This window comes from Pseudomonas sp. 2,4-D (assembly GCF_030418155.1).
Lineage (GTDB): Bacteria > Pseudomonadota > Gammaproteobacteria > Pseudomonadales > Pseudomonadaceae > Aquipseudomonas > Aquipseudomonas alloputida.
In genome coordinates this window covers 118,620-139,033 of record NZ_JAUHUI010000007.1, presented here as the reverse complement: position 1 = coordinate 139,033, position 20,414 = coordinate 118,620, and the positions used below count along the sequence as shown (strand labels likewise).

The 20,414-nt window shown below is 62.9% G+C and carries 18 protein-coding genes; 8 read left to right on the top strand and 10 right to left on the bottom strand.

From position 1 onward, the window contains the following. The first annotated feature begins 97 nt into the window (after positions 1-97). The 7 genes from pqqF (at position 98) to QYE47_RS08110 (ending at position 7,730) form a co-directional block, all read left to right on the top strand. Positions 98-2,398: a pyrroloquinoline quinone biosynthesis protein PqqF gene (pqqF, locus tag QYE47_RS08140; RefSeq protein ID WP_070383373.1), complete on the top strand. Its 2,301-nt coding sequence runs from the start codon at positions 98-100 to the stop codon at positions 2,396-2,398. Positions 2,399-2,557: 159 nt separating this feature from the next. After that, entirely contained in the window at positions 2,558-2,629 is a 72-nt protein-coding gene (gene pqqA / locus QYE47_RS08135; RefSeq protein WP_003243383.1) for a pyrroloquinoline quinone precursor peptide PqqA, read from the top strand. 78 nt (positions 2,630-2,707) lie between these two features. Next, a complete protein-coding gene (gene pqqB / locus QYE47_RS08130; protein WP_014589432.1) occupies positions 2,708-3,619 on the top strand; it encodes a pyrroloquinoline quinone biosynthesis protein PqqB in 912 nt (303 codons plus the stop codon). 162 nt (positions 3,620-3,781) lie between these two features. After that, a complete protein-coding gene (pqqC, locus tag QYE47_RS08125) occupies positions 3,782-4,537 on the top strand; it encodes a pyrroloquinoline-quinone synthase PqqC (RefSeq protein ID WP_003255592.1) in 756 nt (251 codons plus the stop codon). Continuing rightward, on the top strand, positions 4,534-4,809 hold the full coding sequence (pqqD, locus tag QYE47_RS08120; RefSeq protein ID WP_010951728.1) for a pyrroloquinoline quinone biosynthesis peptide chaperone PqqD: 276 nt from the start codon (positions 4,534-4,536) through the stop codon (positions 4,807-4,809). Before pqqC ends, pqqD begins: the two co-directional genes overlap by 4 nt. Further along, a complete protein-coding gene (gene pqqE / locus QYE47_RS08115; protein WP_019439092.1) occupies positions 4,781-5,941 on the top strand; it encodes a pyrroloquinoline quinone biosynthesis protein PqqE in 1,161 nt (386 codons plus the stop codon). Before pqqD ends, pqqE begins: the two co-directional genes overlap by 29 nt. Continuing rightward, the gene (locus QYE47_RS08110; protein WP_070383372.1) at positions 5,907-7,730 is read left to right on the top strand and encodes a S9 family peptidase; all 1,824 of its coding nucleotides are present in this window, start codon (positions 5,907-5,909) and stop codon (positions 7,728-7,730) included. The genes pqqE and QYE47_RS08110 overlap by 35 nt, the downstream gene beginning before the upstream one ends. Before the next feature lie 62 nt (positions 7,731-7,792). Here the strand turns inward: QYE47_RS08110 and QYE47_RS08105 are convergent, their stop codons facing one another. Beyond that, on the bottom strand, positions 7,793-7,951 hold the full coding sequence (locus QYE47_RS08105) for a YqaE/Pmp3 family membrane protein (RefSeq protein WP_003177654.1): 159 nt from the start codon (positions 7,949-7,951) through the stop codon (positions 7,793-7,795). 147 nt (positions 7,952-8,098) lie between these two features. Then, positions 8,099-9,379 (bottom strand): aspartate aminotransferase family protein, encoded by a 1,281-nt coding sequence (locus QYE47_RS08100; RefSeq protein ID WP_070383371.1) that lies wholly within the window; start codon positions 9,377-9,379, stop codon positions 8,099-8,101. 211 nt (positions 9,380-9,590) lie between these two features. Between QYE47_RS08100 and QYE47_RS08095 the strand changes: the two genes are divergently transcribed. Next, entirely contained in the window at positions 9,591-10,514 is a 924-nt protein-coding gene (locus QYE47_RS08095; protein ID WP_003255599.1) for a LysR family transcriptional regulator, read from the top strand. A 338-nt stretch (positions 10,515-10,852) separates the two neighbouring features. Here QYE47_RS08095 and QYE47_RS08090 read toward each other — a convergent pair whose 3' ends face one another. The 8 genes from QYE47_RS08090 to bioF all read right to left on the bottom strand — a co-directional run bounded on the left by QYE47_RS08090 (position 10,853) and on the right by bioF (position 20,414). Further along, positions 10,853-12,631 carry an acyl-CoA dehydrogenase C-terminal domain-containing protein gene (locus QYE47_RS08090; protein WP_110159622.1) on the bottom strand — a complete coding sequence of 593 codons (1,779 nt, stop codon included), beginning with the start codon at positions 12,629-12,631 and terminating at the stop codon, positions 10,853-10,855. Positions 12,632-12,755: 124 nt separating this feature from the next. Next, complete coding sequence (locus QYE47_RS08085) at positions 12,756-14,039, bottom strand: diguanylate cyclase (RefSeq protein ID WP_014589427.1); 1,284 nt, start codon at positions 14,037-14,039, stop codon at positions 12,756-12,758. A gap of 373 nt (positions 14,040-14,412) precedes the next feature. Next, the gene (locus tag QYE47_RS08080; RefSeq protein WP_010951720.1) at positions 14,413-16,218 is read right to left on the bottom strand and encodes a phenylacyl-CoA dehydrogenase; all 1,806 of its coding nucleotides are present in this window, start codon (positions 16,216-16,218) and stop codon (positions 14,413-14,415) included. A gap of 288 nt (positions 16,219-16,506) precedes the next feature. Next, positions 16,507-16,803, bottom strand: a complete 297-nt coding sequence (locus tag QYE47_RS08075) for a hypothetical protein (protein WP_014589426.1) — start codon at positions 16,801-16,803, stop codon at positions 16,507-16,509. A 212-nt stretch (positions 16,804-17,015) separates the two neighbouring features. Continuing rightward, the gene (gene bioD / locus QYE47_RS08070; RefSeq protein ID WP_003255605.1) at positions 17,016-17,696 is read right to left on the bottom strand and encodes a dethiobiotin synthase; all 681 of its coding nucleotides are present in this window, start codon (positions 17,694-17,696) and stop codon (positions 17,016-17,018) included. A 10-nt stretch (positions 17,697-17,706) separates the two neighbouring features. Continuing rightward, a complete protein-coding gene (gene bioC, locus QYE47_RS08065; protein ID WP_014589425.1) occupies positions 17,707-18,525 on the bottom strand; it encodes a malonyl-ACP O-methyltransferase BioC in 819 nt (272 codons plus the stop codon). After that, entirely contained in the window at positions 18,518-19,249 is a 732-nt protein-coding gene (locus QYE47_RS08060; protein WP_014589424.1) for an alpha/beta fold hydrolase, read from the bottom strand. The genes bioC and QYE47_RS08060 overlap by 8 nt, the downstream gene beginning before the upstream one ends. Next, entirely contained in the window at positions 19,242-20,414 is a 1,173-nt protein-coding gene (gene bioF, locus QYE47_RS08055; protein ID WP_004577120.1) for an 8-amino-7-oxononanoate synthase, read from the bottom strand. Before bioF ends, QYE47_RS08060 begins: the two co-directional genes overlap by 8 nt.

Here is a 20,414-nt window from a genome sequence, read left to right as displayed (position 1 = left end):
CGGGATCTGCGCTGCCTTTCATACCAGCGCCATACCCGCGAAAAGGCCGGGCCTGCGAACAAATCGGTTAGCATGGAAAGCAGCCACCGGAGCCCCCATGCCTGACGCCATCCGCCAACTTACCCTCGCCAATGGCTTGCAACTGACCCTGCGCCACGCCCCTCGCCTCAAGCGCTCGGCCGCCGCACTGCGGGTGCACGCGGGCAGCCACGACGCGCCTGCCAAATGGCCCGGCCTGGCGCACTTCCTCGAACACCTGTTCTTCCTCGGTACCCTGCGCTTCCCGCTGGAAGACGGCCTGATGCGCTACGTGCAAGCCCTGGGTGGCCAGGTCAACGCCAGCACCCGCGAACGCGCCACCGACTTTTTCTTCGAGGTGCCACCCAACGCGCTCGGTGGCGGTCTCGAGCGCCTGTGCCAAATGCTGGCAGAACCGAATCTGGGCATCGAACGCCAACGCCGTGAACGCGAAGTGATCCATGCCGAATTCATCGCCTGGTCGCGCAATCCATCGGCCCAACAGCAGTTCGCCTTGCTGCAGTCAGTGTCAGCCAAGCATCCACTGGGCGCTTTTCATGCTGGCAATCGATACACCCTGGCCTTGCACGACGCGGCTTTCCAGCAAGCGCTTGCGGGCTTTCATCAACGCTTTTACCAAGGCGGCCAGATCTGCTTGAGCCTTTGCGGGCCGCAGCCGCTGGATGAACTTGAACGCCTTGCCCGGCAGCATGCCGAACTGTTCGCTGCAGGTGAGCGCGTGCCGCAAATGCTGCCGCCGCCACTGCCAGCAATCGCTAGCTCTCTGACCTTCACTCACCAAGGCCTCCCCAGCGGAGCCGAGCACGCCCTGGAACTGCTGTTCGCTTACCTGGAAGACAGCCGCCCAGGTACCTGGCTGGGCGCGCTGCGCGAGCGTGGCTGGCTACAACGTTTCACGGCCGAAAGGTTGTATGCGTTCGCCGGTCAGCTGCTGTGGCACCTTGACCTGAAACTCAGTGCCGACGCTTGCCCGGACGAAGCCAGCGCCCTGCTGCAAGGTTGGTTCAAGTTCATCCGTCAGGCCGACCGCGAACAGTTGAACCACCAATTCGGCTTGCTGCAGCGCAGCCGTGCGCACAGTGCCAGCGCGCTCGAGCTGGCCCGCCGGGACAGCACTGGCCAGCCGTTCGCCAAGCTGGATACACAAGGGTTGCAGGCGCTTGGCGCCCTGCTCGAAAGTCTGCCAGGTGGCGACCATGGCGATTGGCAGCTTTTGCCAGTCGACCCATTGCTGAAGGCTGACCTGCCCCATGCCAAGACGCAGCCGCTGCCGGCAGCGATGAAGATCAGTGACCAGCTCCCGCCAGCGCGCCAATTCGCAGCGCTGTACCTGCGCTGGCATGTACCTTCACCTTTGCGCCAGCCGTTAGAGCGTGTGCTGGAACAGGCCCTGGCGCCACTGCAGGAACGTTGTGACCGCGCCTCTGTGCAGTTGCAGTACAGCAGTGCCGGGGAATACTGGCAGTTGCGCTGCGCCGGCCTGCCAGCAGCAGTGCTGCGGGCAGTGGAACAAGCCTTGGCATTGATGCTCAAGCCACCTGCCAGTTGCTGGCTGCCCTGCACGGCGCAGCCCCCGGCCCTGATCCCCATCAGGGCCCTGCTCAAGCAACTGCCAGACGCAGTAAGGGGCAGCGTGCCCGCAGTGGTGCCTGCCTGCACACTGACCCAGCAGCAACTTGACAGCCTGTGGCTGCACACCGAGTGGCATGGCATGGCTGCAGGCTTCGAGGATACCGCGCTAAACGCTTTGGGTACCGCGCTGTTGCAGTGCCCTGGGCAAGGCTCGCGGCCGAGCCCCCTGCCATCATGGGCCAACCACCGCTGGCAGCATGCCCACGTGCCAGGCAGCGAACATGCCCTGCTGCTGTTCTGCCCGTTGCCTGCGGCCAAAGAAGCCGCAGGCCGCCTGTTAGCCCAATTGCTGCAAGGGCCGGTTTACCAGCGCCTGCGGGTAGACTTGCAACTCGGCTACGCGGTGTTCAGCGCCTTTCGTCAGATCGAGGGTGTCGGTGGGCTGCTGTTCGGCGTGCAATCCCCCCACACCGCACAGGCACAGGTGCTCGACCACCTGCTCAGCCTGCTGCGCCATGGCGTCACCCTTGACCCGGCCGCTCGCCAGGCATTGGCTGGGCAATTCGACGAGCCCGCCATGGCCGATGCCGATGTCGCCGAATGGGCGTGGCAGACACACTTGGCCACACAAGCCGATCGGCTGGATGTGCTGCGCAGGTCTATCCTGACTACGCGGCAGACGGATCTGGACCACCTGCTGAGCGACCTGCTCGACCCAGGTTCCGCTTGGCTATGTTTGGCCAACGCTGCCGCGCCAGACACTTCCTGGCAGGGCGAAAATCGATGATTATTACGCGAACTGCAACGGCGCTTCTCGAATAATTAACCTTCCGGTTCAAATTTTTCTTGTAAGATAGCGCAATCCCGTTTTCACGGAACTGCCAACGCATGGCGGTACCCAAGTAGTAGCTGAACAACCCAACCCTCATTCGGAAGGAGTAATTCCATGTGGACCAAACCTGCATACACTGACCTGCGTATCGGCTTCGAAGTCACCATGTACTTCGCTAACCGCTAAGCCAGGCTTAGGGTTTCACGCCTCGGCCTGCCGGGGCGTTTTCGTTTTTCCGATCCGGTTTCTGCATAGAGAGTGGCCATGTACATCCAGGTTCTCGGTTCCGCCGCCGGTGGCGGGTTCCCGCAGTGGAACTGCAACTGCGTCAACTGCAAGGGCTACCGTGATGGCACCCTGAAAGCAACGGCGCGCACCCAGTCATCCATCGCCCTTTCCGACGACGGTGTGCACTGGATATTGTGCAATGCCTCGCCCGATATCCGCGCCCAACTGCAGGCCTTTGCGCCGATGCAGCCAGCCCGGGCACTGCGCGACACCGGTATCAACGCCATCGTCCTGCTAGACAGCCAGATCGACCACACCACCGGCCTGCTCAGCCTGCGCGAAGGCTGCCCGCATCAGGTGTGGTGCACGGACATGGTCCACCAAGACCTGACCACCGGTTTCCCGCTGTTCAACATGCTCAGCCACTGGAACGGTGGTCTGCAGTGGAACCGTATCGAGCTGGAAGGCAGCTTCGTGATCGACGCCTGCCCCAACCTCAAGTTCACCCCCTTCCCCCTGCGCAGCGCCGCGCCGCCTTATTCGCCACACCGCTTCGACCCGCACCCGGGCGATAACCTGGGTTTGATGGTCGAAGACACCCGCACCGGCGGCAAGCTGTTCTACGCCCCGGGTCTGGGCCAGGTAGACGAAAAGCTGCTGGCGATGATGCACGGTGCCGACTGCCTGCTGGTCGACGGCACCCTGTGGGAAGACGACGAAATGCAGCGCCGTGGCGTGGGCACCCGCACCGGCCGCGAGATGGGTCACCTGGCCCAGAACGGCCCTGGCGGCATGCTGGAAGTGCTCGACGGCTTCCCGCGCCAGCGCAAGGTACTTATCCACATCAACAACACCAACCCGATTCTCGACGAAGACTCACCCGAGCGCGCCGAAGTCCTGCGCCGGGGCGTCGAAGTTGCCTTCGATGGCATGAGCATCGAGTTGTAAAACAGTCTGTGAGGCGACACCAGACCCTGTGGGAGCGGGCATGCCCGCGAAAAAGCCAACACGGTCTATGGCACCGGTTTCGCCGGTGTTCGCGGGCACGCCCGCTCCCACGAGGGAGGGAGATGTGCCAGGCCAGATAATCGTTCTACAGGAGCCAGCCGAATGAGCGACGCACTGCCAATGTCCCCTGCCGAATTCGAGCAGGCCCTGCGCGCCAAGGGCGCCTACTATCACATCCACCACCCGTACCACGTGGCGATGTATCAAGGCCGCGCCACCCGCGAGCAGATCCAGGGCTGGGTGGCCAACCGCTTCTATTACCAGGTCAACATCCCGATGAAAGATGCCGCGATCCTGGCCAACTGCCCGGACCGCGAAGTGCGCCGCGAGTGGATCCAGCGCCTGCTCGACCACGATGGTGCGCCCGGCGAGGATGGCGGCATCGAAGCCTGGCTGCGCCTGGGCCAGGCTGTCGGGCTGGACCCGGACCAATTGCGCTCGCAAGAACTGGTATTGCCTGGCGTGCGCTTTGCCGTGGACGCCTACGTCAACTTCGCCCGCCGCGCCAGCTGGCAGGAAGCCGCCAGCAGCTCGCTGACCGAGCTGTTCGCCCCGCAAATCCACCAGTCACGCCTGGACAGCTGGCCGCAGCACTACCCGTGGATCGACCCCGCCGGCTATGAGTATTTCCGTACCCGCCTGGGCCAGGCTCGACGCGATGTGGAGCACGGCCTGGCGATTACCCTGCAGCACTACACCACCCGTGCGGGCCAGGAGCGTATGCTGGAGATACTGCAGTTCAAGCTGGATATCCTCTGGAGTATGCTCGATGCCATGAGCATGGCCTACGAACTGAACCGCCCGCCCTATCACTCCGTCACCCAGGAACGGGTGTGGCACAAGGGAATCACCCTATGAGTTTCGACCGTAACCAGGTACCCAACTGGCGCCCCGGCTACCGCTTCCAGTACGAGCCGGCGCAAAAGGGCCATGTGTTGCTGTACCCCGAAGGCATGATCAAGCTCAACGACAGCGCGAGCCTGATCGGTGGCCTGATCGACGGCCAGCGTGACGTGGCAGCGATCATCAGCGAACTCGAACAGCAATTCCCCGGTGTCCCGGAAGTGGCGGACGACATCGAGCAGTTCATGGAGGTGGCCCGTGCCGAACACTGGATCGTCCTCGCCTGAGTTGCCGCCCACGCCCGAGGTCGGCCTGCCGCTGTGGCTGCTGGCCGAACTGACCTACCGCTGCCCGCTGCAGTGCCCTTACTGCTCCAATCCACTGGACTTCGCCGCCCAGGGCCAGGAGCTGAGCACCGAACAGTGGTTCAAGGTCATGGCTGAAGCGCGGGAAATGGGCGCCGCGCAAATCGGCTTTTCCGGCGGTGAACCGTTGGTGCGCCAGGACCTTGCCGAGCTGATCGGCGAAGCCCGCAGGCTGGGGTACTACACCAACCTGATCACCTCGGGCATTGGCCTGACCGAGGCGCGCATCGCCGACTTCAAGAAGGCCGGCCTGGACCATATCCAGATCAGCTTCCAGGCCAGCGACGAGCAGGTGAACAACCTGCTGGCCGGCTCGAAAAAGGCTTTTGCACAGAAGCTGGAAATGGCCCGCGCGGTAAAAGCCCATGGCTACCCGATGGTGCTCAACTTCGTCACCCATCGGCACAACATCGACAAGATCGACCGCATCATCGAGCTGTGCATTGCCTTGGAGGCCGACTTTGTCGAGCTCGCCACGTGCCAGTTCTATGGCTGGGCGCACCTCAACCGCCTTGGGCTGCTGCCAACCCGCGCGCAACTCGAGCGGGCCGAACGTATCACCAACGAATACCGGGACAAGCTCAAGGCCGAGGGCAACCCGTGCAAGCTGATTTTCGTTACCCCTGACTACTACGAAGAGCGCCCCAAGGCCTGCATGAACGGCTGGGGCAACCTGTTCCTCACCATCACCCCGGACGGTACCGCCTTGCCCTGCCACGGCGCCCGCCAGCTGCCCGTGCAGTTTCCGAATGTACGCGACCACGACTTGCACCATATCTGGTATGAGTCGTTCGGTTTCAACCGCTTCCGTGGCTATGAGTGGATGCGCGAACCTTGCCGCTCCTGCGACGAGAAAGAAAAAGACTTCGGCGGCTGTCGCTGCCAGGCCTTCATGCTGACCGGCGATGCCAGCAACGCCGACCCGGTGTGCGCCAAGTCGACCGAGCACGGCATCATCCTCAAGGCCCGCGAGGAGGCAGAAACCGCCCAGCTCGCGATCGAACAGATGACCTTCCGCAATGATCGAAACTCCCGTGTCATCGCCCGCGGCTGAATTCAGCGCGGCCCAGGCGGTTGCCGCCGGCACCGACTTCGCCGAACTCAAGGTCAGTGCCGACGGGCTGTTCTGGAACGAATTCCGCCCGGCCGATGGAGCGTGCCGTATCTGGCACTGGCTGCACTACCAGGCCCGCTGCCTGACCCCGGACGGTTTCAGCGTACGCAGCCGGGTTTATGAGTACGGCGGCGGCAGCTTCTGCCTGGGTGGCGATGGGCTGGTGTTCGTCAACGAAAAGGACCAGCAGGTCTACACCCAGCCGCTGGACGATCTGTTACCACGTGCACTGACCCAGGATGCCAGCTGCCGCTATGGCGATGTGCAGTGGCACGACGGCCACGTGCTGGCCGTCGAAGAGCGCCATGCCGAGCACGTAGAGCACCGCCTGGTCGCTTTGGGTGACAGCAGCCGCGAGGTGCTCGCCGAGGGCGCCGACTTCTACGCCTCGCCTACCGTCAGTGCCGATGGCCAGCGCCTGGCGTGGATCGAATGGGACCGCCCGGCGCAGCCCTGGACCGTCACCCGGTTGATGTGCAGCGTGCGCGATGCCAGCGGCCACTGGGGACCGGCGCAATGTGTAGCCGCTGCCGAGGAATCGCTGCAACAACCACGCTTCGATGCCGAAGGTCGGCTCTACTGCCTGTCCGACCGCAATGGCTTCTGGCAACCCTGGGGTGAGGTCGATGGCCAATGGCAGGCGTTGCCTGCTGCACCGGCGGACCATGCTGCTGCGCCTTGGCAATTGGGCACCTGTACCTGGTGGGCACTTGGCCCGCAAAGCTACCTGGCCAGCTGGTTCGAAGACGGCTTCGGGCAATTGGGGCTGCGTGGTGAAGATGGCCGTATGGAGCGTTTCGCCAGTGCCTACACACGCTTTCGCAGCCTGGCCATGGACAGCGAACACCTGTATGCCATTGCCGCGTCGCCCATCAGCCCACCGGCGGTCATTGCCATTGACCGCAGCAACCATGAAGTACGCGTGCTGGCCGGTGGTGCCGAAATACTGCCAGCAGGGCAAATCAGCCTGCCGCAGTCAATCCATTACGGCAGTGACGGCGAGCAGGCCCATGGTTTCTTCTACCCGCCAGCGCAGTCAAAAAGCGCGGCACCGCTGGTGGTGTTCATCCACGGCGGGCCAACCTCAGCCTGCTATCCCGTGCTCGACCCGCGCATCCAGTACTGGACCCAGCGTGGCTTTGCCGTGGCCGACCTCAACTACCGGGGCAGCACCGGCTATGGTCGGGAATACCGCCAGGCACTGAACCAGCGCTGGGGCGAAAGTGATGTGGCCGATGCCTGCGCGGTGGTCGAATACCTGGCTGCTCAAGGCCTGGTCGACAAGCAAAAGGCGTTCATCCGCGGCGGTAGCGCCGGTGGCTACACCACCTTGTGCGCCTTGGCGTTCCATGACGTGTTCCGCGCCGGCGCCAGCCTGTACGGGGTCAGCGACCCGATAGCCCTGGGCCGGGCCACCCACAAGTTCGAGGGCGATTACCTGGACTGGCTGATCGGCGACCCGCAGCGCGACACTGAACGCTATCGCCAGCGCACGCCGCTGCTGCATGCGCAGCGCATCAAGGTGCCGGTGATTTTCTTCCAGGGTGAGCTGGATGCGGTAGTGGTGCCGGAGCAGACACGCGCCATGTTGGCGGCGCTACAGGCCAACGGGATCGACGCTGAAGGGTATTTTTATGCGCAGGAGCGGCACGGGTTCCGCAAGGCGGAGAACCTGGCGCATGCCTTGGAAGAAGAGTGGAAATTCTATTGCCGGGTATTGGCGCAATAGTTCCAGACGCCCCTGCAGGAGCGACCTTGCGTTGCTCCTGCAGGGACCAATCTCTGCCTGTATCAACGCTTGGCGATGATATACACCGCATGCACGATCCCCGGAATGTACCCCAGCAAGGTCAGCAGAATATTCAGCCAGAACGCCCCGCCAAACCCCACCTGCAGAAACACGCCCAGAGGTGGCAGAAGAATGGCGATGATGATGCGAATAAAGTCCATGCGAGTATCTCCTGAAGGGTTACATCAAAGACTAGCTCCCAGCCGTAGAGGTTCCACAGGCAAAAAAAAACGCCCCGGGCCGAATGAAACAGGCCAGGGGCGATGCGCAGGAACGCCAGACGGTTCGTTGAATTCTTGGGCAGGCCGCTACGCCGGCACTTCGCGACGGGCCTGCTGTTGGGCATGCAGGCGGGCGAAAGCGCGCGCCAGGCGCAGCAGCATTTCGTCGATGTTTCCTTTGCTCACAGTCAGCGCCGGTGAAAAGCGCACTACATCCACTTGCGGCGCGTTGAGCAGCAGGCCTTCGTGCAGGGCCGCAGCCACCAGTTCGCGGGCCAGGTTTTCTTTCAGTTGCAGGGCCCATAGCAGCCCGTGACCGCGCACTTCACCCTGACCATAGCGCCCGGTCAGGCGGCTCAGGCCTTCACGCAGGTGGCGACCGTTGTCCTGGACCTGGGCCAGAAAGCCAGGTTCCAGCACGCTGTCCAGCACCGCCAGGCCGGCGGCGCACATCAGCGCGTTGCCGTGATGGCTGCCTTCCAGCTCGCCAGGCTCGGCGCAGCATGCCTTGCCCCTCGCCAACAAGGCGGCCAGCGGCACGCCGCCCCCCAGGCCCTTGCCCAAGGTGATGATGTCGGCGCGCACGCCATAGAGCTCCTCGGCCAGCAGCGCACCACAGCGACCAATACCGGTCTGCACTTCATCGAGGATCAGCAGGATGCCCAGTTCGCGGCAGAGCGTTTCCACGCCCTTGAGGTATTCCTGAGTAGCGGGAATAACGCCCGCCTCACCCTGAATCGGCTCGAGCATGATTGCCACGGTGCGTGAATCCACCTCGGCGTGCAGCGCCGCCAGGTCATTGAACGGCACCTTGCTGAAACCCGGCAGGCCAGGTTCGCAGCGATTGCACGGCAACGGGTCGGACGCGGACAGCGCACCGAGGCTACGGCCATGGCAGGCTTGGCTGGCGGTAATGATGTGATAGGCGCCATTGCGGTGCAGTTGGCCCCACTTACGCGCCAGCTTGATAGCCCCTTCACAGGCCTCGGCACCGCTGTTGAGCAGGTAGGCCTGGTCACTGCCGGTACTCTGACACAGCCGGTTGACCAGCCCCAGCAGGCCACGGTTGTGGAAACCCGAGCCTGGGTTGATCAACGCCTGAGCCTGGTTGCCCAACGCTTTGACCAGCACGCTGGGGCTGTGGCCCAAGCTGTTGACCGCACCGCCCTGAGTGAAGTCCAGGTAGGCATGCCCTTCGTTGTCCCACAACCACGAGCCCTGGCCACGCACGAATACCTGCGCTGCACGTTCGGCGCCGGGCATCAGGCGCTCAGGCGACAGCTCAGTCGCGTGCGGCACGATCACCGGCGCACACTTGGGCTCGGCGACGGCGGCAGGAGCCGAGCGGCGCAGGTTGAACAGGTTCATCAAGGGCTCCAACCAATCACGGTAAAGGGCAGCCACGGTGCGGTCTTGGTGCCGACACTCGATATTTTGCCTTGCCTATCAAAAGTGTTTTTCATCCGGGGTAACAATCGACCGAATCATCGCTGTAACCCTTTGGAATACGGCGATAGACTAGGCCTCAGCAGGGTTTTCGACCATTTCGTTTTTCCAGCATTTTCGATAAGTGTTGCTTATGGATTTCCGCCAACTGCGTTATTTCGTCGCGGTGTACGAAGAAGGTCACGTAGGCCGTGCCGCCGAACGCCTGTCGCTGTCACAGCCGGCGCTTTCCCAGCAGATTCGCCAGTTGGAGCACAGCCTCGACCTGAGCCTGTTCGAGCGCAGCAACAAACGCTTGCTGCCGACCCTGGCCGCCCACACCTTGTACAACCATGCCCTGCCGTTGCTCGACGGCCTGCAGCGTGCCCACGAGGCCATGCGCAACTTCAAGGGCCAGTCGCTGCGCACCTTGGCTATCGGTGTATTGCAGACCGTGCGGCCAAGCCTGATACCGCAGTTGCTTGAACGGCTGCGCAAGGCTCAACCTCACCTGGTCGTGCAGATTTACGAGTTGTCGGGGTTGGAGATCGAACGGCGCCTGCTCAACGGTAACCTGGACATCGGCATCAGCTATTTGCCGCCGCGCCAGCCAGGGCTGCATGGCCTGCTGTTGTACGAAGACGAGTTGCAGTTGGTCATACCCGATACCCACCCGCTGAAGGACTTCAAGAAGGTGTCCATCCGCCAGGCCGCCGAGTTGCCCATGCTGATGCTGGGCGAGGAGTTCCAGATCCGTCAGATCTGGCAGGCGCAGCTGGCCAGCCAGGGCCGACGGCCGCAGGTGCAGGCAGAGATGAACAATATGGCAGGGATTCTCGATAGCCTCGCGCACACAGCGCTGGCGACCATTCTGCCGGGGCGCGCCAAGGAGGCCGCCGAAGATGATCAGGGGCTGCTGTGGAAGCCGTTGAGCGAGCCGCGCGTGCCATTGAAGGTTGGCCTCGTATTTCGCGATGCCCAGCGCCAGCAGGCCTCTGTAGAGTTGCTGCGCACATTGCTTGAGGAAGAGACGGACGCCCGCCTGTTGGGTGCATCACCGCTGGATGTGCTGGCTTAAAACACGCACATAAAGAAAACCCCGCCGAAGCGGGGTTTTCCAGACTGTTTCCCTGTGACATCCGTATCGCCCCGCCATCCTGGCAGGTGGTCCTTCGTCGTCATCCTTGATCTGTCCTTTGCGCTTCCTGCGCAACGTCCATGTGGTAAAGATTAACCGTGGATCCAATCTTAGAACAGTGGTGAAAAGTCACCACGTCGTGTAGGAAAAAGCTTACACAGAGGGTTCATTCACAGATATGCGATGGCTGGGACCGCTTCCACCTATCCAAACTTAGGCGATACCTGTGGGAGCGGCCTTGCGTCGCGACTGGGCTGCGCAGCAGCCCCAACAATCGATCAGAACTGCTCGGCATCCAGCAGGTACAGCGACTCACTTCCCGCCTTCACCGAAGCCACCAGCGAATGCACCCGTGGCAGCAACCGCGCGAAGTAGAACCGCGCCGTACCCAGCTTGCCCGAATAGAACGGCGCATCCCCCTCGCCCGCCTGGGCCGCCCGCGCCATCAGTGCCCACATGTAGCCATAGGCAACATAGCCAAAGGCATGCAGGTACTCGACCGAAGCCGCGCCAATTTCATTCGGGTTGCCCTTGGCCTGCTGCAATACCCACTCGGTCAACCCGTCGAGCTGGTCGAGCGAAGCGCCCAGTGGCTTGGTGAATTCGTCCAATTCGCTGCCCGCACGGTTAATGAACTGGCGAATCTCGTCAGAGAACAGCTTGTAGTATGCCCCGCCGCTGGCCACCACCTTACGCCCCATCAGGTCGAGGGCCTGGATGCCATTGGTACCCTCGTAAATCTGGGTAATGCGCACATCGCGCACCAACTGCTCCTGCCCCCACTCACGAATGTAACCATGCCCGCCGAATACCTGCTGGCCGTGCACTGCGCACTCCAGGCCCAGGTCGGTGAGGAATGCCTTCGCCACCGGCGTCAGCAGTGCCACCAGCTCTTCGCTGCGTTTGCGCACGCTGGCGTCTTCGCTGTACTTGGCACTGTCCAGTTGCATGGCCACGTAGGTGGAGAAAGCGCGGCCACCCTCGATCAGCGCCTTCATGGTCAACAGCATGCGACGCACATCCGGGTGGACGATGATCGGGTCAGCAGCCTTGTCCTTGGCTTGTGGGCCGGTCGGGGCACGGCTTTGCAGGCGATCGCGGGCGTACTCCACGGCATTCTGGTAGGAGCGCTCGGCCGACGCCAGGCCTTGAATGCCGACGCCCAGGCGCTCGTAGTTCATCATGGTGAACATGGCCGCCAGGCCTTTGTTCGGCTCACCGACGATGTAGCCGACAGCTTCGTCGAAGTTCATCACACAGGTAGCCGAAGCCTGGATGCCCATTTTGTGCTCGATCGAGCCGCAAGTGGCCGGGTTCCGCGCGCCGAGGCTACCGTCTTCGTTGACCAGGAATTTCGGCACCAGGAACAGCGAAATACCTTTCGGCCCCGCCGGTGCATCCGGCAACTTGGCCAGCACAAGATGGATGATGTTCTCGGTCAGGTCGTGTTCGCCACCCGTGATGAAGATCTTGGTACCGCTGACCTTGTAGCTGCCGTCAGCCTGGGGCTCGGCCTTGGTGCGGATAATGCCCAGGTCAGTACCGGCATGCGGCTCGGTCAGGCACATGGAGCCGGCCCAAACGCCGGCATACATGTTCGGAAGGTATTTTTCCTTCAAGGCCTCGCTGGCGTGGGCGTTGATCGACAGGCAGGCGCCGGCGGTCAGCATCGGGTACAGGCCGAAGGCCAGGCTGGACGCGTTGACCATTTCCTCCACCTGGGCCGAGATGGCCTTGGGCATACCCATACCGCCGAACAGCGGATCGCCGCCCACGCCCACCCAGCCGCCTTCAGCGTAAGTGTTGTAGGCCTCGATGAACCCGGCTGGGGTGCGTACCGCGCCGTTGTCCCAGTGGCAGCCCTCTTCGTCGGCGGCGCGGCTGAGCGGCGCAATGGTCCTGGCGGTTACCTTGCCGGCTTCTTCCAGCACGGCGATGGCTGTGTCGGCATCGACAACCTCGGCCAGCCCGGGCAACTGCGTCCACTGCTCGGCCACGTTGAAGACTTCATTCAGTACGAAGCGCATGTCGCGCAGGGGCGCTTTATAGTCAGCCATGACAACCTCTCGCTAGTCGGGTCGGGGCGGTCTCGGGGAACCGCGACACTGGGGTTACTGGCAGTGTAACCGAACAACTTTTGCGAGACATAGGGTCATCAATAGACTGCATAGTCTCGCCTGGTCACGCCGTGCGCACTGCCCCACGCAGTGATTGTCGCCCATGCACCATGACACAATTGCGCCCCGCGCCTTTGGCACTGTAGAGCGCCTGGTCGGCGGATTTCAGCACCGCCTCGGGGTTGCGATGATCGGCCTGGCGCTCGGCCACGCCGATACTGATGGTGACCGAGACGGTGCCGCCGGTGCTGCCAGCCCGGCGCTGGCGCCCGGCGGTATCATCCTGCGGGCGGTTGTGCTGATCGCGCAGGTGCATCACGTAATTGGCGATCACTTCACGCACGGCTTCCACATGCGGCACGCATTCCGCGGCAGTCTTGCCGGCGAACACCAGAGCGAACTCTTCCCCGCCATAACGGTAGGCGCGGCCACCGCCGGTGACCTTGGACAAACGGCTGGCGACCAACCGCAGCACTTGGTCACCGACATCGTGGCCGTGGGTGTCGTTGAATTTCTTGAAGTGGTCGACATCGGTCATGGCGATCACATAGTTACGCCCCAGGCGCTGCATGCGCTCGTTCAGGGCACGGCGCCCCGGCAGGCCAGTCAGCTCGTCACGGAAGGCCATCTGATAAGCCTCGTGCGCCACTGCTGCGGCGATCATCAGCATTACCTGGCTGCACATGATGTTCAAGGTAAACGGCAGGATGAAGGTTTGCGGCAGCATCCAGAAAATGCCCAGCAGGCCGATCAACTGGGCGGCATGCAGCGGCCGGGGTGCACGCAGGTACTGCACCACCAGCAGAATGAACACACCCAGGAACAGCGGGTAGACCATCTGGATCAGGCTCATCCAGTGGCCATGCAAAGCCGGCCAGCGGATCTCCGCCAACCAGGTCAGCAACGCCTCGGGGTAGCTTTGCTGGAGGGCCACCGCCACACTGCCCACGGCAAACAGCACGGCACCGCGAGCGACCAGGTCCTGCAGCAGGTGCGTACGCTCCTGCCAGGCGCCATACAGCCCGAACAGCGCCGGCAGCAACAGGCAGACAAGGTGGAAGATCACCGCGGCGTCCTCACGCACGCGGCCATGGTCACGGTAGAAGTCGGTCTGGGTATCGAGCAGGAAGTAGGCGATGTACACCGTCAGCATCAGGAACAGCTCACGCTGGCGGCGGTACACCGCACAGTAGGCGCCGCCCAGCAGTAGAACCAAGGTAGGCAGGACATTGAACAGCGATGTGAAAAAGACGCTGAGGTCTCTCACATAGGCTGCGGCGAGCCCTGCCAGCAACAAGAACAGCGACGGCAGGAAGTGGCTTGCGCGAACAGCGTTAAGACGAAACAAGGGTAATCTCCAACCCGGCAGATCAATAATGGCATTGTGCCCTCACTTCATCGGCAGTGCACTGGAACAGTTGAATTTGCGGTTGGATGAACGAACTTCCCATGCACCGTGTCGCATCCTTCGCGGGTAAACCCGTTCCTACGACGGCCTGCGTTCAACCCCTGATGTGTGGCCACCACCGATCAGTGTGGTAGGAGCGGGTTTACCCGCGAATACGGTGGTGGCGGCAACGGTGAACGGCGGGTGAAAATTGGCCAGCAAGGCCGGCCCTTTCGCGGGTAAACCCGCTCCTACGAGGGACCACGCTGAACCTGAAGACGTAAAAAACCCGCCTGCCGGTCAGGGCAGGCGGGTTTTGGGTACAGCGCCAGTATCAGTACGACAGACCGAAGTGCTCTTCGTCCATCGCCATCAGGTTGTTGGCGCCCGACAGCATGGTCGCCACATGGGTACGGGTACGTGGCAGGATGCGCTGGAAGTAGAAGCGGGCTGTCTGCAGCTTGGCGGTGTAGAACGCCTCCTCGCTGGTGCCGGCTGCCAGTTTCTCGGCGGCCAGGCGGGCGATGTCGGCCCAGAAGTAGGCCAGGCAGGCATAGCCGGAGTACATCAGGTAATCGACCGAAGCCGCACCCACTTCTTCACGGTCCTTCATGGCAGCCATGCCCACTTTCATGGTCAGCTCGCCCCACTCCTTGTTGATGGCCGCCAGCGGTTCGACGAACTCCTTGACCGCTTCGTTACCTTCCTGCGCCTGGCAGAACTTGTGCACGATCTTGGTGAAGCCCTTCAGTGCTTCGCCCTGAGTCATCAGCACTTTGCGACCGAGCAGGTCGAGGGCCTGAATACCGGTAGTGCCTTCGTACAGCATGGAGATACGGCTGTCGCGCACGTTCTGCTCCATGCCCCATTCGGCGATGAAGCCATGGCCACCGTAGATCTGTACGCCGTGGTTTGCGGCTTCGAAACCGACTTCGGTCATGAATGCCTTGGCGATCGGGGTCAGGAACGCCAGCAGGGCGTCAGCCTTCTTGCGCTCTTCTTCGTCCTGGCTGTACTTGACGATGTCCACCTGCTTGGCGGTGAAGTAAACCATCGCGCGGTTGCCTTCGGCGAAGGCCTTCATGGTCAGCAGCATGCGGCGCACGTCGGGATGGACGATAATCGGGTCAGCGGCCTTGTCCGGTGCTTTTGGGCCGGTCAGGGAACGCATCTGCAGGCGCTCACGGGCGTACTTCAAGCCACCCTGGAACGCGACCTCGGCGTGAGCCAGGCCTTGCAGCGCGGTACCCAGACGAGCAGTGTTCATGAAGGTGAACATGCAGTTCAGGCCTTTGTTGGCTGGGCCGATCAGGTAGCCGGTGGCAGCATCGAAGTTCATGACGCAGGTGGCGTTACCGTGGATGCCCATCTTGTGTTCGATCGAGCCGCAGCTCACGCCGTTGCGCTCGCCCACACCGCCTTCGGCGTTGGGCAGGAACTTCGGCACGATGAACAGTGAAATACCCTTGGTGCCGGCCGGTGCGTCCGGCAGGCGGGCCAGAACGATATGGACGATGTTGTCGGCCATGTCGTGCTCACCGGCCGAAATGAAGATCTTGGTGCCCGACACTTTGTAGCTACCATCGGCCTGTGGCTCGGCCTTGGTGCGCAGCATGCCCAGGTCGGTCCCGCAGTGCGGTTCAGTCAGGCACATGGTGCCGGTCCACTCGCCGGACACCAGCTTGGTCAGGTAGGTGTGCTGCTGCTCGGCAGTGCCATGCGCAGAAATAGTGTTCATCGCGCCATGCGACAGGCCTGGGTACATACCCCACGACCAGTTCGAGCCACCGACCATTTCGCTCAGGGCCAGGCCCAGCGATTCTGGCAGGCCTTGGCCGCCATGTTCGACGTCATGTGCCAGGCTCGGCCAGCCGCCTTCGACGAACTGCTGGTAGGCTTCCTTGAAGCCGGTTGGGGTTTTCACCCCCGATTCGCTCCAGGTGCAGCCTTCCTGGTCACCCACGCGGTTCAGCGGCGACAACACCTGCTCACAGAACTTCGCGCCTTCTTCAAGGATCGCGTCGACCATGTCGGGCGTGGCGTCCTGGCAGCCCGGCAGGCTCTGATAGTGCGCCTCATAGCCAAGCAGCTCGTCGCGAACGAAGCGGATATCACGCAAGGGGGCTTTGTAGTCAGGCATTGCGATGAACCTCTAGGTGAGTTCTGTGGGGTGACCCGCGCTTGGCGGAAGCCGATCAAACAGTTGTTTGAAACTTACGTTTAGCTCAGCTTTCTGTCAAGGATGGACTATGGTGCCATTTACGCCACGAAAAATGGCAAATCAGTCATGCCATGGCACAAACCCTTGTAGGAGCGGGCTTGCCCGCGAAGAGGCCCGACCAGACAAAATTGTTGTCTGATCGGACGCATTCGCGGGCAAGCCCGCTCCTACAAGGGCAGGCGCTGAAATAAGGGATGAAGCAAATGTTCAGGCGTAGGTGTCGATGATCCGGCCAAGCATTTCGTCGGATGCCTTGACGACCTTTGCGCCGAGCTCGACTTCGGTCTTGCCCACCGCCTGTTGCACGACACTGGTGGCCAAGTCCATCTGCTGGCTGCGGTCGACCGCGCGCAGGCGTTCGGCCTGAAAATCGCTGGACTGGCTAGTGGCGGTACGTTCGGCAGTGGTGTTGGCGATCTGGCTGGCGGCCTGATCGACGCGGTTCTGGCCGGTCTGGATTGCGCTCAGGCCCGCGTAGTAGGCGGAGCTACCGGTGATTTCCATGTCAGGACTCCATTGACGCTGGATGACGAACAGCCCCAATTAAAACAGGCTAGGGGCGAAAAGGCCCGTTTAAATCCCTAATAGCTCAATGCCAGTTGATAGGCCTTGGGTATTCCTGCACTGGCCGCTTCGCGGGTAAACCCGCGCCCACAACGGTATGCGTTCCCTCGTAGGAGCGGGTTTACCCGCGAAGAGGCCGGGCCTGCAACACACTAATCCAACAGATCCAGCTGCAGATGCTCAGCCACCATGTCGGCACTGGCCTGCTTGAGCTTGGGCACCCGCCCCAGGCAAGGCGCCGGCAGGCGCTCTGCAAGGCTGGCCAGGTTCTCTTCCAGGCGTGAGGTGCGCGGCTCGATGATGTTTGCCACCCAACCCGCCAACTGCAGCCCATCACGCTCGATCGCTTCGGCGCTGAGCAAGGCATGGCTGATGCAACCCAACCGCACGCCTACCACCAGAATCACCGGCAACCGCAGGGCAACGGCAAGGTCGGACAGGTTTTCCAGGCCCGACAGCGGTACACGCCAGCCACCGGCCCCCTCTATCAAGGTGAAGTCGGCATTTTGTTGCAGCACATTGCGCATCGCCGCGAGCAGTTCAGGTACAGCCAGCGTCACCCCTGCCTCGCGCGCCGCCACATGCGGGGCTATAGCAGGCTCGAAGGCAAACGGATTGACCTGCTCATAGGGCAGCTTGACCGTGCTTTCGTCGATCAGCGCCAGGGCATCGCTATTGCGCAGGCCTTTCGGCGTCATGGTGCAGCCCGAGGCCACCGGCTTGGCACCCAGCGTGCTCATGCCCTGCAAACGCGCCGCATGCAACAGGCCGGCGGCGATGGTGGTCTTGCCGACATCGGTATCGGTACCCGCAATGAAAAAGGCCTGGCTCATCGTGCTCCCCTTACACCTGTGGCTTGCGCAACACACCATAGACCACTTGATAGGTGGCTGGCAGCCCCGCGGGCTGGCGAAATGCCTCATAGGCCTGCAACAGGCCCTGCATTCGCGCCCGGCCGGTGAGGCCGGAAGGTCGCCCAGGGTTCAGATTGTGCGCCCCCAACGCCTTCAGTTCGTGGGTCAGGCTGCGCACATCCGGGTAGTGCAGCACATGCGGGCACCGCTCTAGCTCAAGCTGTTCAAAACCGCTGGCTGCGCACAGGCGCTGATAGTCTTCGAAACGGCGGAAGCGGTTTACATGCACCAGGCCATCCACCGCCTGCCAGCTGGCGCGCAGTTCGTCGAGGGTGCCCACGCACAGGCTGCTGAAGGCCAGTACACCGCCTGGGCACAGCACCCGCTGCGCCTCGGCCAGCACACTGGCGAACTGATCGCACCACTGCACCGCCAGGCTGGAAAACACCAGGTCGATGCTGCCATCGCGCAGCGGCAAACGCTCGGCGTCGCCAACCACGTGATACTGCGCCCCACCCTTAACATGACGGGCATGAAGCAACATGCCCTCGGCAATATCCACCGCCACGCCGCTGGCCTGGGCGAAACGCTCAGCCAGCATGCGGCTGAAATGGCCGGTGCCACTGCCCAGGTCCAGCCAGTGTGACGGCTGCAGGCCTGCCGGCAACTGCTCCAGCAGGCTCAGGCCTACAGCGCGCTGAAGGGCCGCCACGCTGTCGTAGCTGGCCGCGGCGCGGGAGAACGAGGCCGCCACCTGGCGCTTGTCGGGTAATGCGCCGGGCAGGGTCGGACGGGAAAGGTCAGTCATCGCCACTCTCATGCAGAAAACTCTTGATGCCCGCCGCCAGCTCCTGCGGGTACTCCAGCAGGAACGCGTGGGAACTGTCTTCGACCAGGCCCACTTCTACATCGGGCAACAGCTCGCTCAACGCCTTTGCCGCCTCTGCCGGCACTAGTGCATCGCTGCCGGCGAACAGGTGCAGTTGCGGGCCATCATAGGCCTGCAAGGCTTCACGGGTGTCCAGCTTGGCCAGCACTTCAAGGCCAGTGGCCAGGTACAACGGGTCGGTATCCGGCACGCCGACACCCAGTTGGCGCAACAGGGTGCGCGGCTGCAGGGCGCCGTCGCTGCACAGGGTACGGAAGCGCTTGAGGGTAACCTGAGTATGGTTGCGGCAACCGTCGAGGAAGGTGCCGAAGGTGTCTTCGGCCATGCCATGGGGCCAATCTGGCCGGGCCAGGAAGCTGGGGTTGCTGGCCAAGGTCAGCAGCCCGCAGCAGTGGTCGCCACGCTTGTGCGCCAGCGCGCTGGCCAACATGCCACCCAGTGACCAGCCACCCAGCCAGACATTGTTGGGCAGCTTGCGGTCCAGATGGTCGATCCAGGCCTGCACATCGCTGTGGGCCAGTTCTGGCAGGGGCATCAGCTCTACCTGCAGGCGGGCGTCCTGGGCTCGCAGGCTAGCGGCCAGCGGCTCCAGCGCAGCAGTTCCCAAGCCCCAGCCGGGCAATAGAACAAGTCGATTACGCATCGGCGTTCTCCAACTGTGGATAACACTCGGCCAATGCATTCAACAATAGCTGCACCTGCGCCTCGCTGTGTGCGGCGCTCAGGGTTACCCGCAGGCGTGCGCTGCCAGCCGGCACGGTGGGTGGACGGATGGCCGTCACCAGCAAGCCGCGCTCACGCAGCAGGCGTGACAGGCGCAACGCCTGCGCACTGTCGCCGATCACGATGGGCTGGATCGGCGTCGGGCTGTCCATCAACTGCAGCCCCAGCTGCTGCGCGCCTTCTCGGAACTGGCGAATCAAGGCTGCCAGGTGCTCACGACGCCAGGTTTCGCGGCGCAGCAGCTCCAGGCTCTTGAGTGTGGCGCAGGCCAGCGCCGGTGGCTGGCTGGTGGTGTAGATATAGGGGCGGGCGAACTGTACCAGCGCCTCGATCAGCGCTTCGCTGCCAGCAACAAAGGCGCCCGCAGTGCCGCAAGCCTTGCCCAGCGTGCCGATCAGCACCGGTACGTCATCCACGCCCAGGCCAAAGTGCTCGACGATGCCGCCGCCCTGTGCGCCCAAGGTACCCAGGCCATGGGCATCGTCAACCATCAGCCAGGCTCCGCGGGCACGGGCGACATCAGCCAGCGCCGGCAGGTCGGCCAGGTCACCGTCCATGCTGAATACGCCATCGGTCACCACCAGGGTATTGCCGACTGCCTTGTCCAGGCGGCTGGCCAGGCTGGCCGGGTCGTTGTGCAGGTAGCGGTTGAAGCGGGCACCACTGAGCAGCCCGCCATCCAGCAGCGAGGCATGGTTGAGGCGGTCTTGCAGTACCGTGTCGCCCTGCCCCACCAGCGCGGTGATGGCGCCCAGATTGGCCATATAGCCGGTGGAGAACAACAGGGCGCGCGGGCGGCCGGTGAGTTCAGCCAGTGCCTCTTCAACCTGATGGTGCGGGGTGCTGTGGCCAACCACCAGGTGCGAGGCACCACCTCCCACACCCCAGCGCTCGGCGCCGGCCTGCCAGGCGGCGATCACCTCGGGGTGGTTGGCCAGGCCCAGGTAGTCATTGCTGCAGAAGGCCAGCAACCGCTGGCCGTCGACCACCACTTCCGGCCCTTGCGGGCTTTCCAGCAATGGCCGCTGCCGATACAGGTCTGCGGCGCGCCGTTCGGCCAGGCGCGCTGCCAGGTCGAAAGCCAT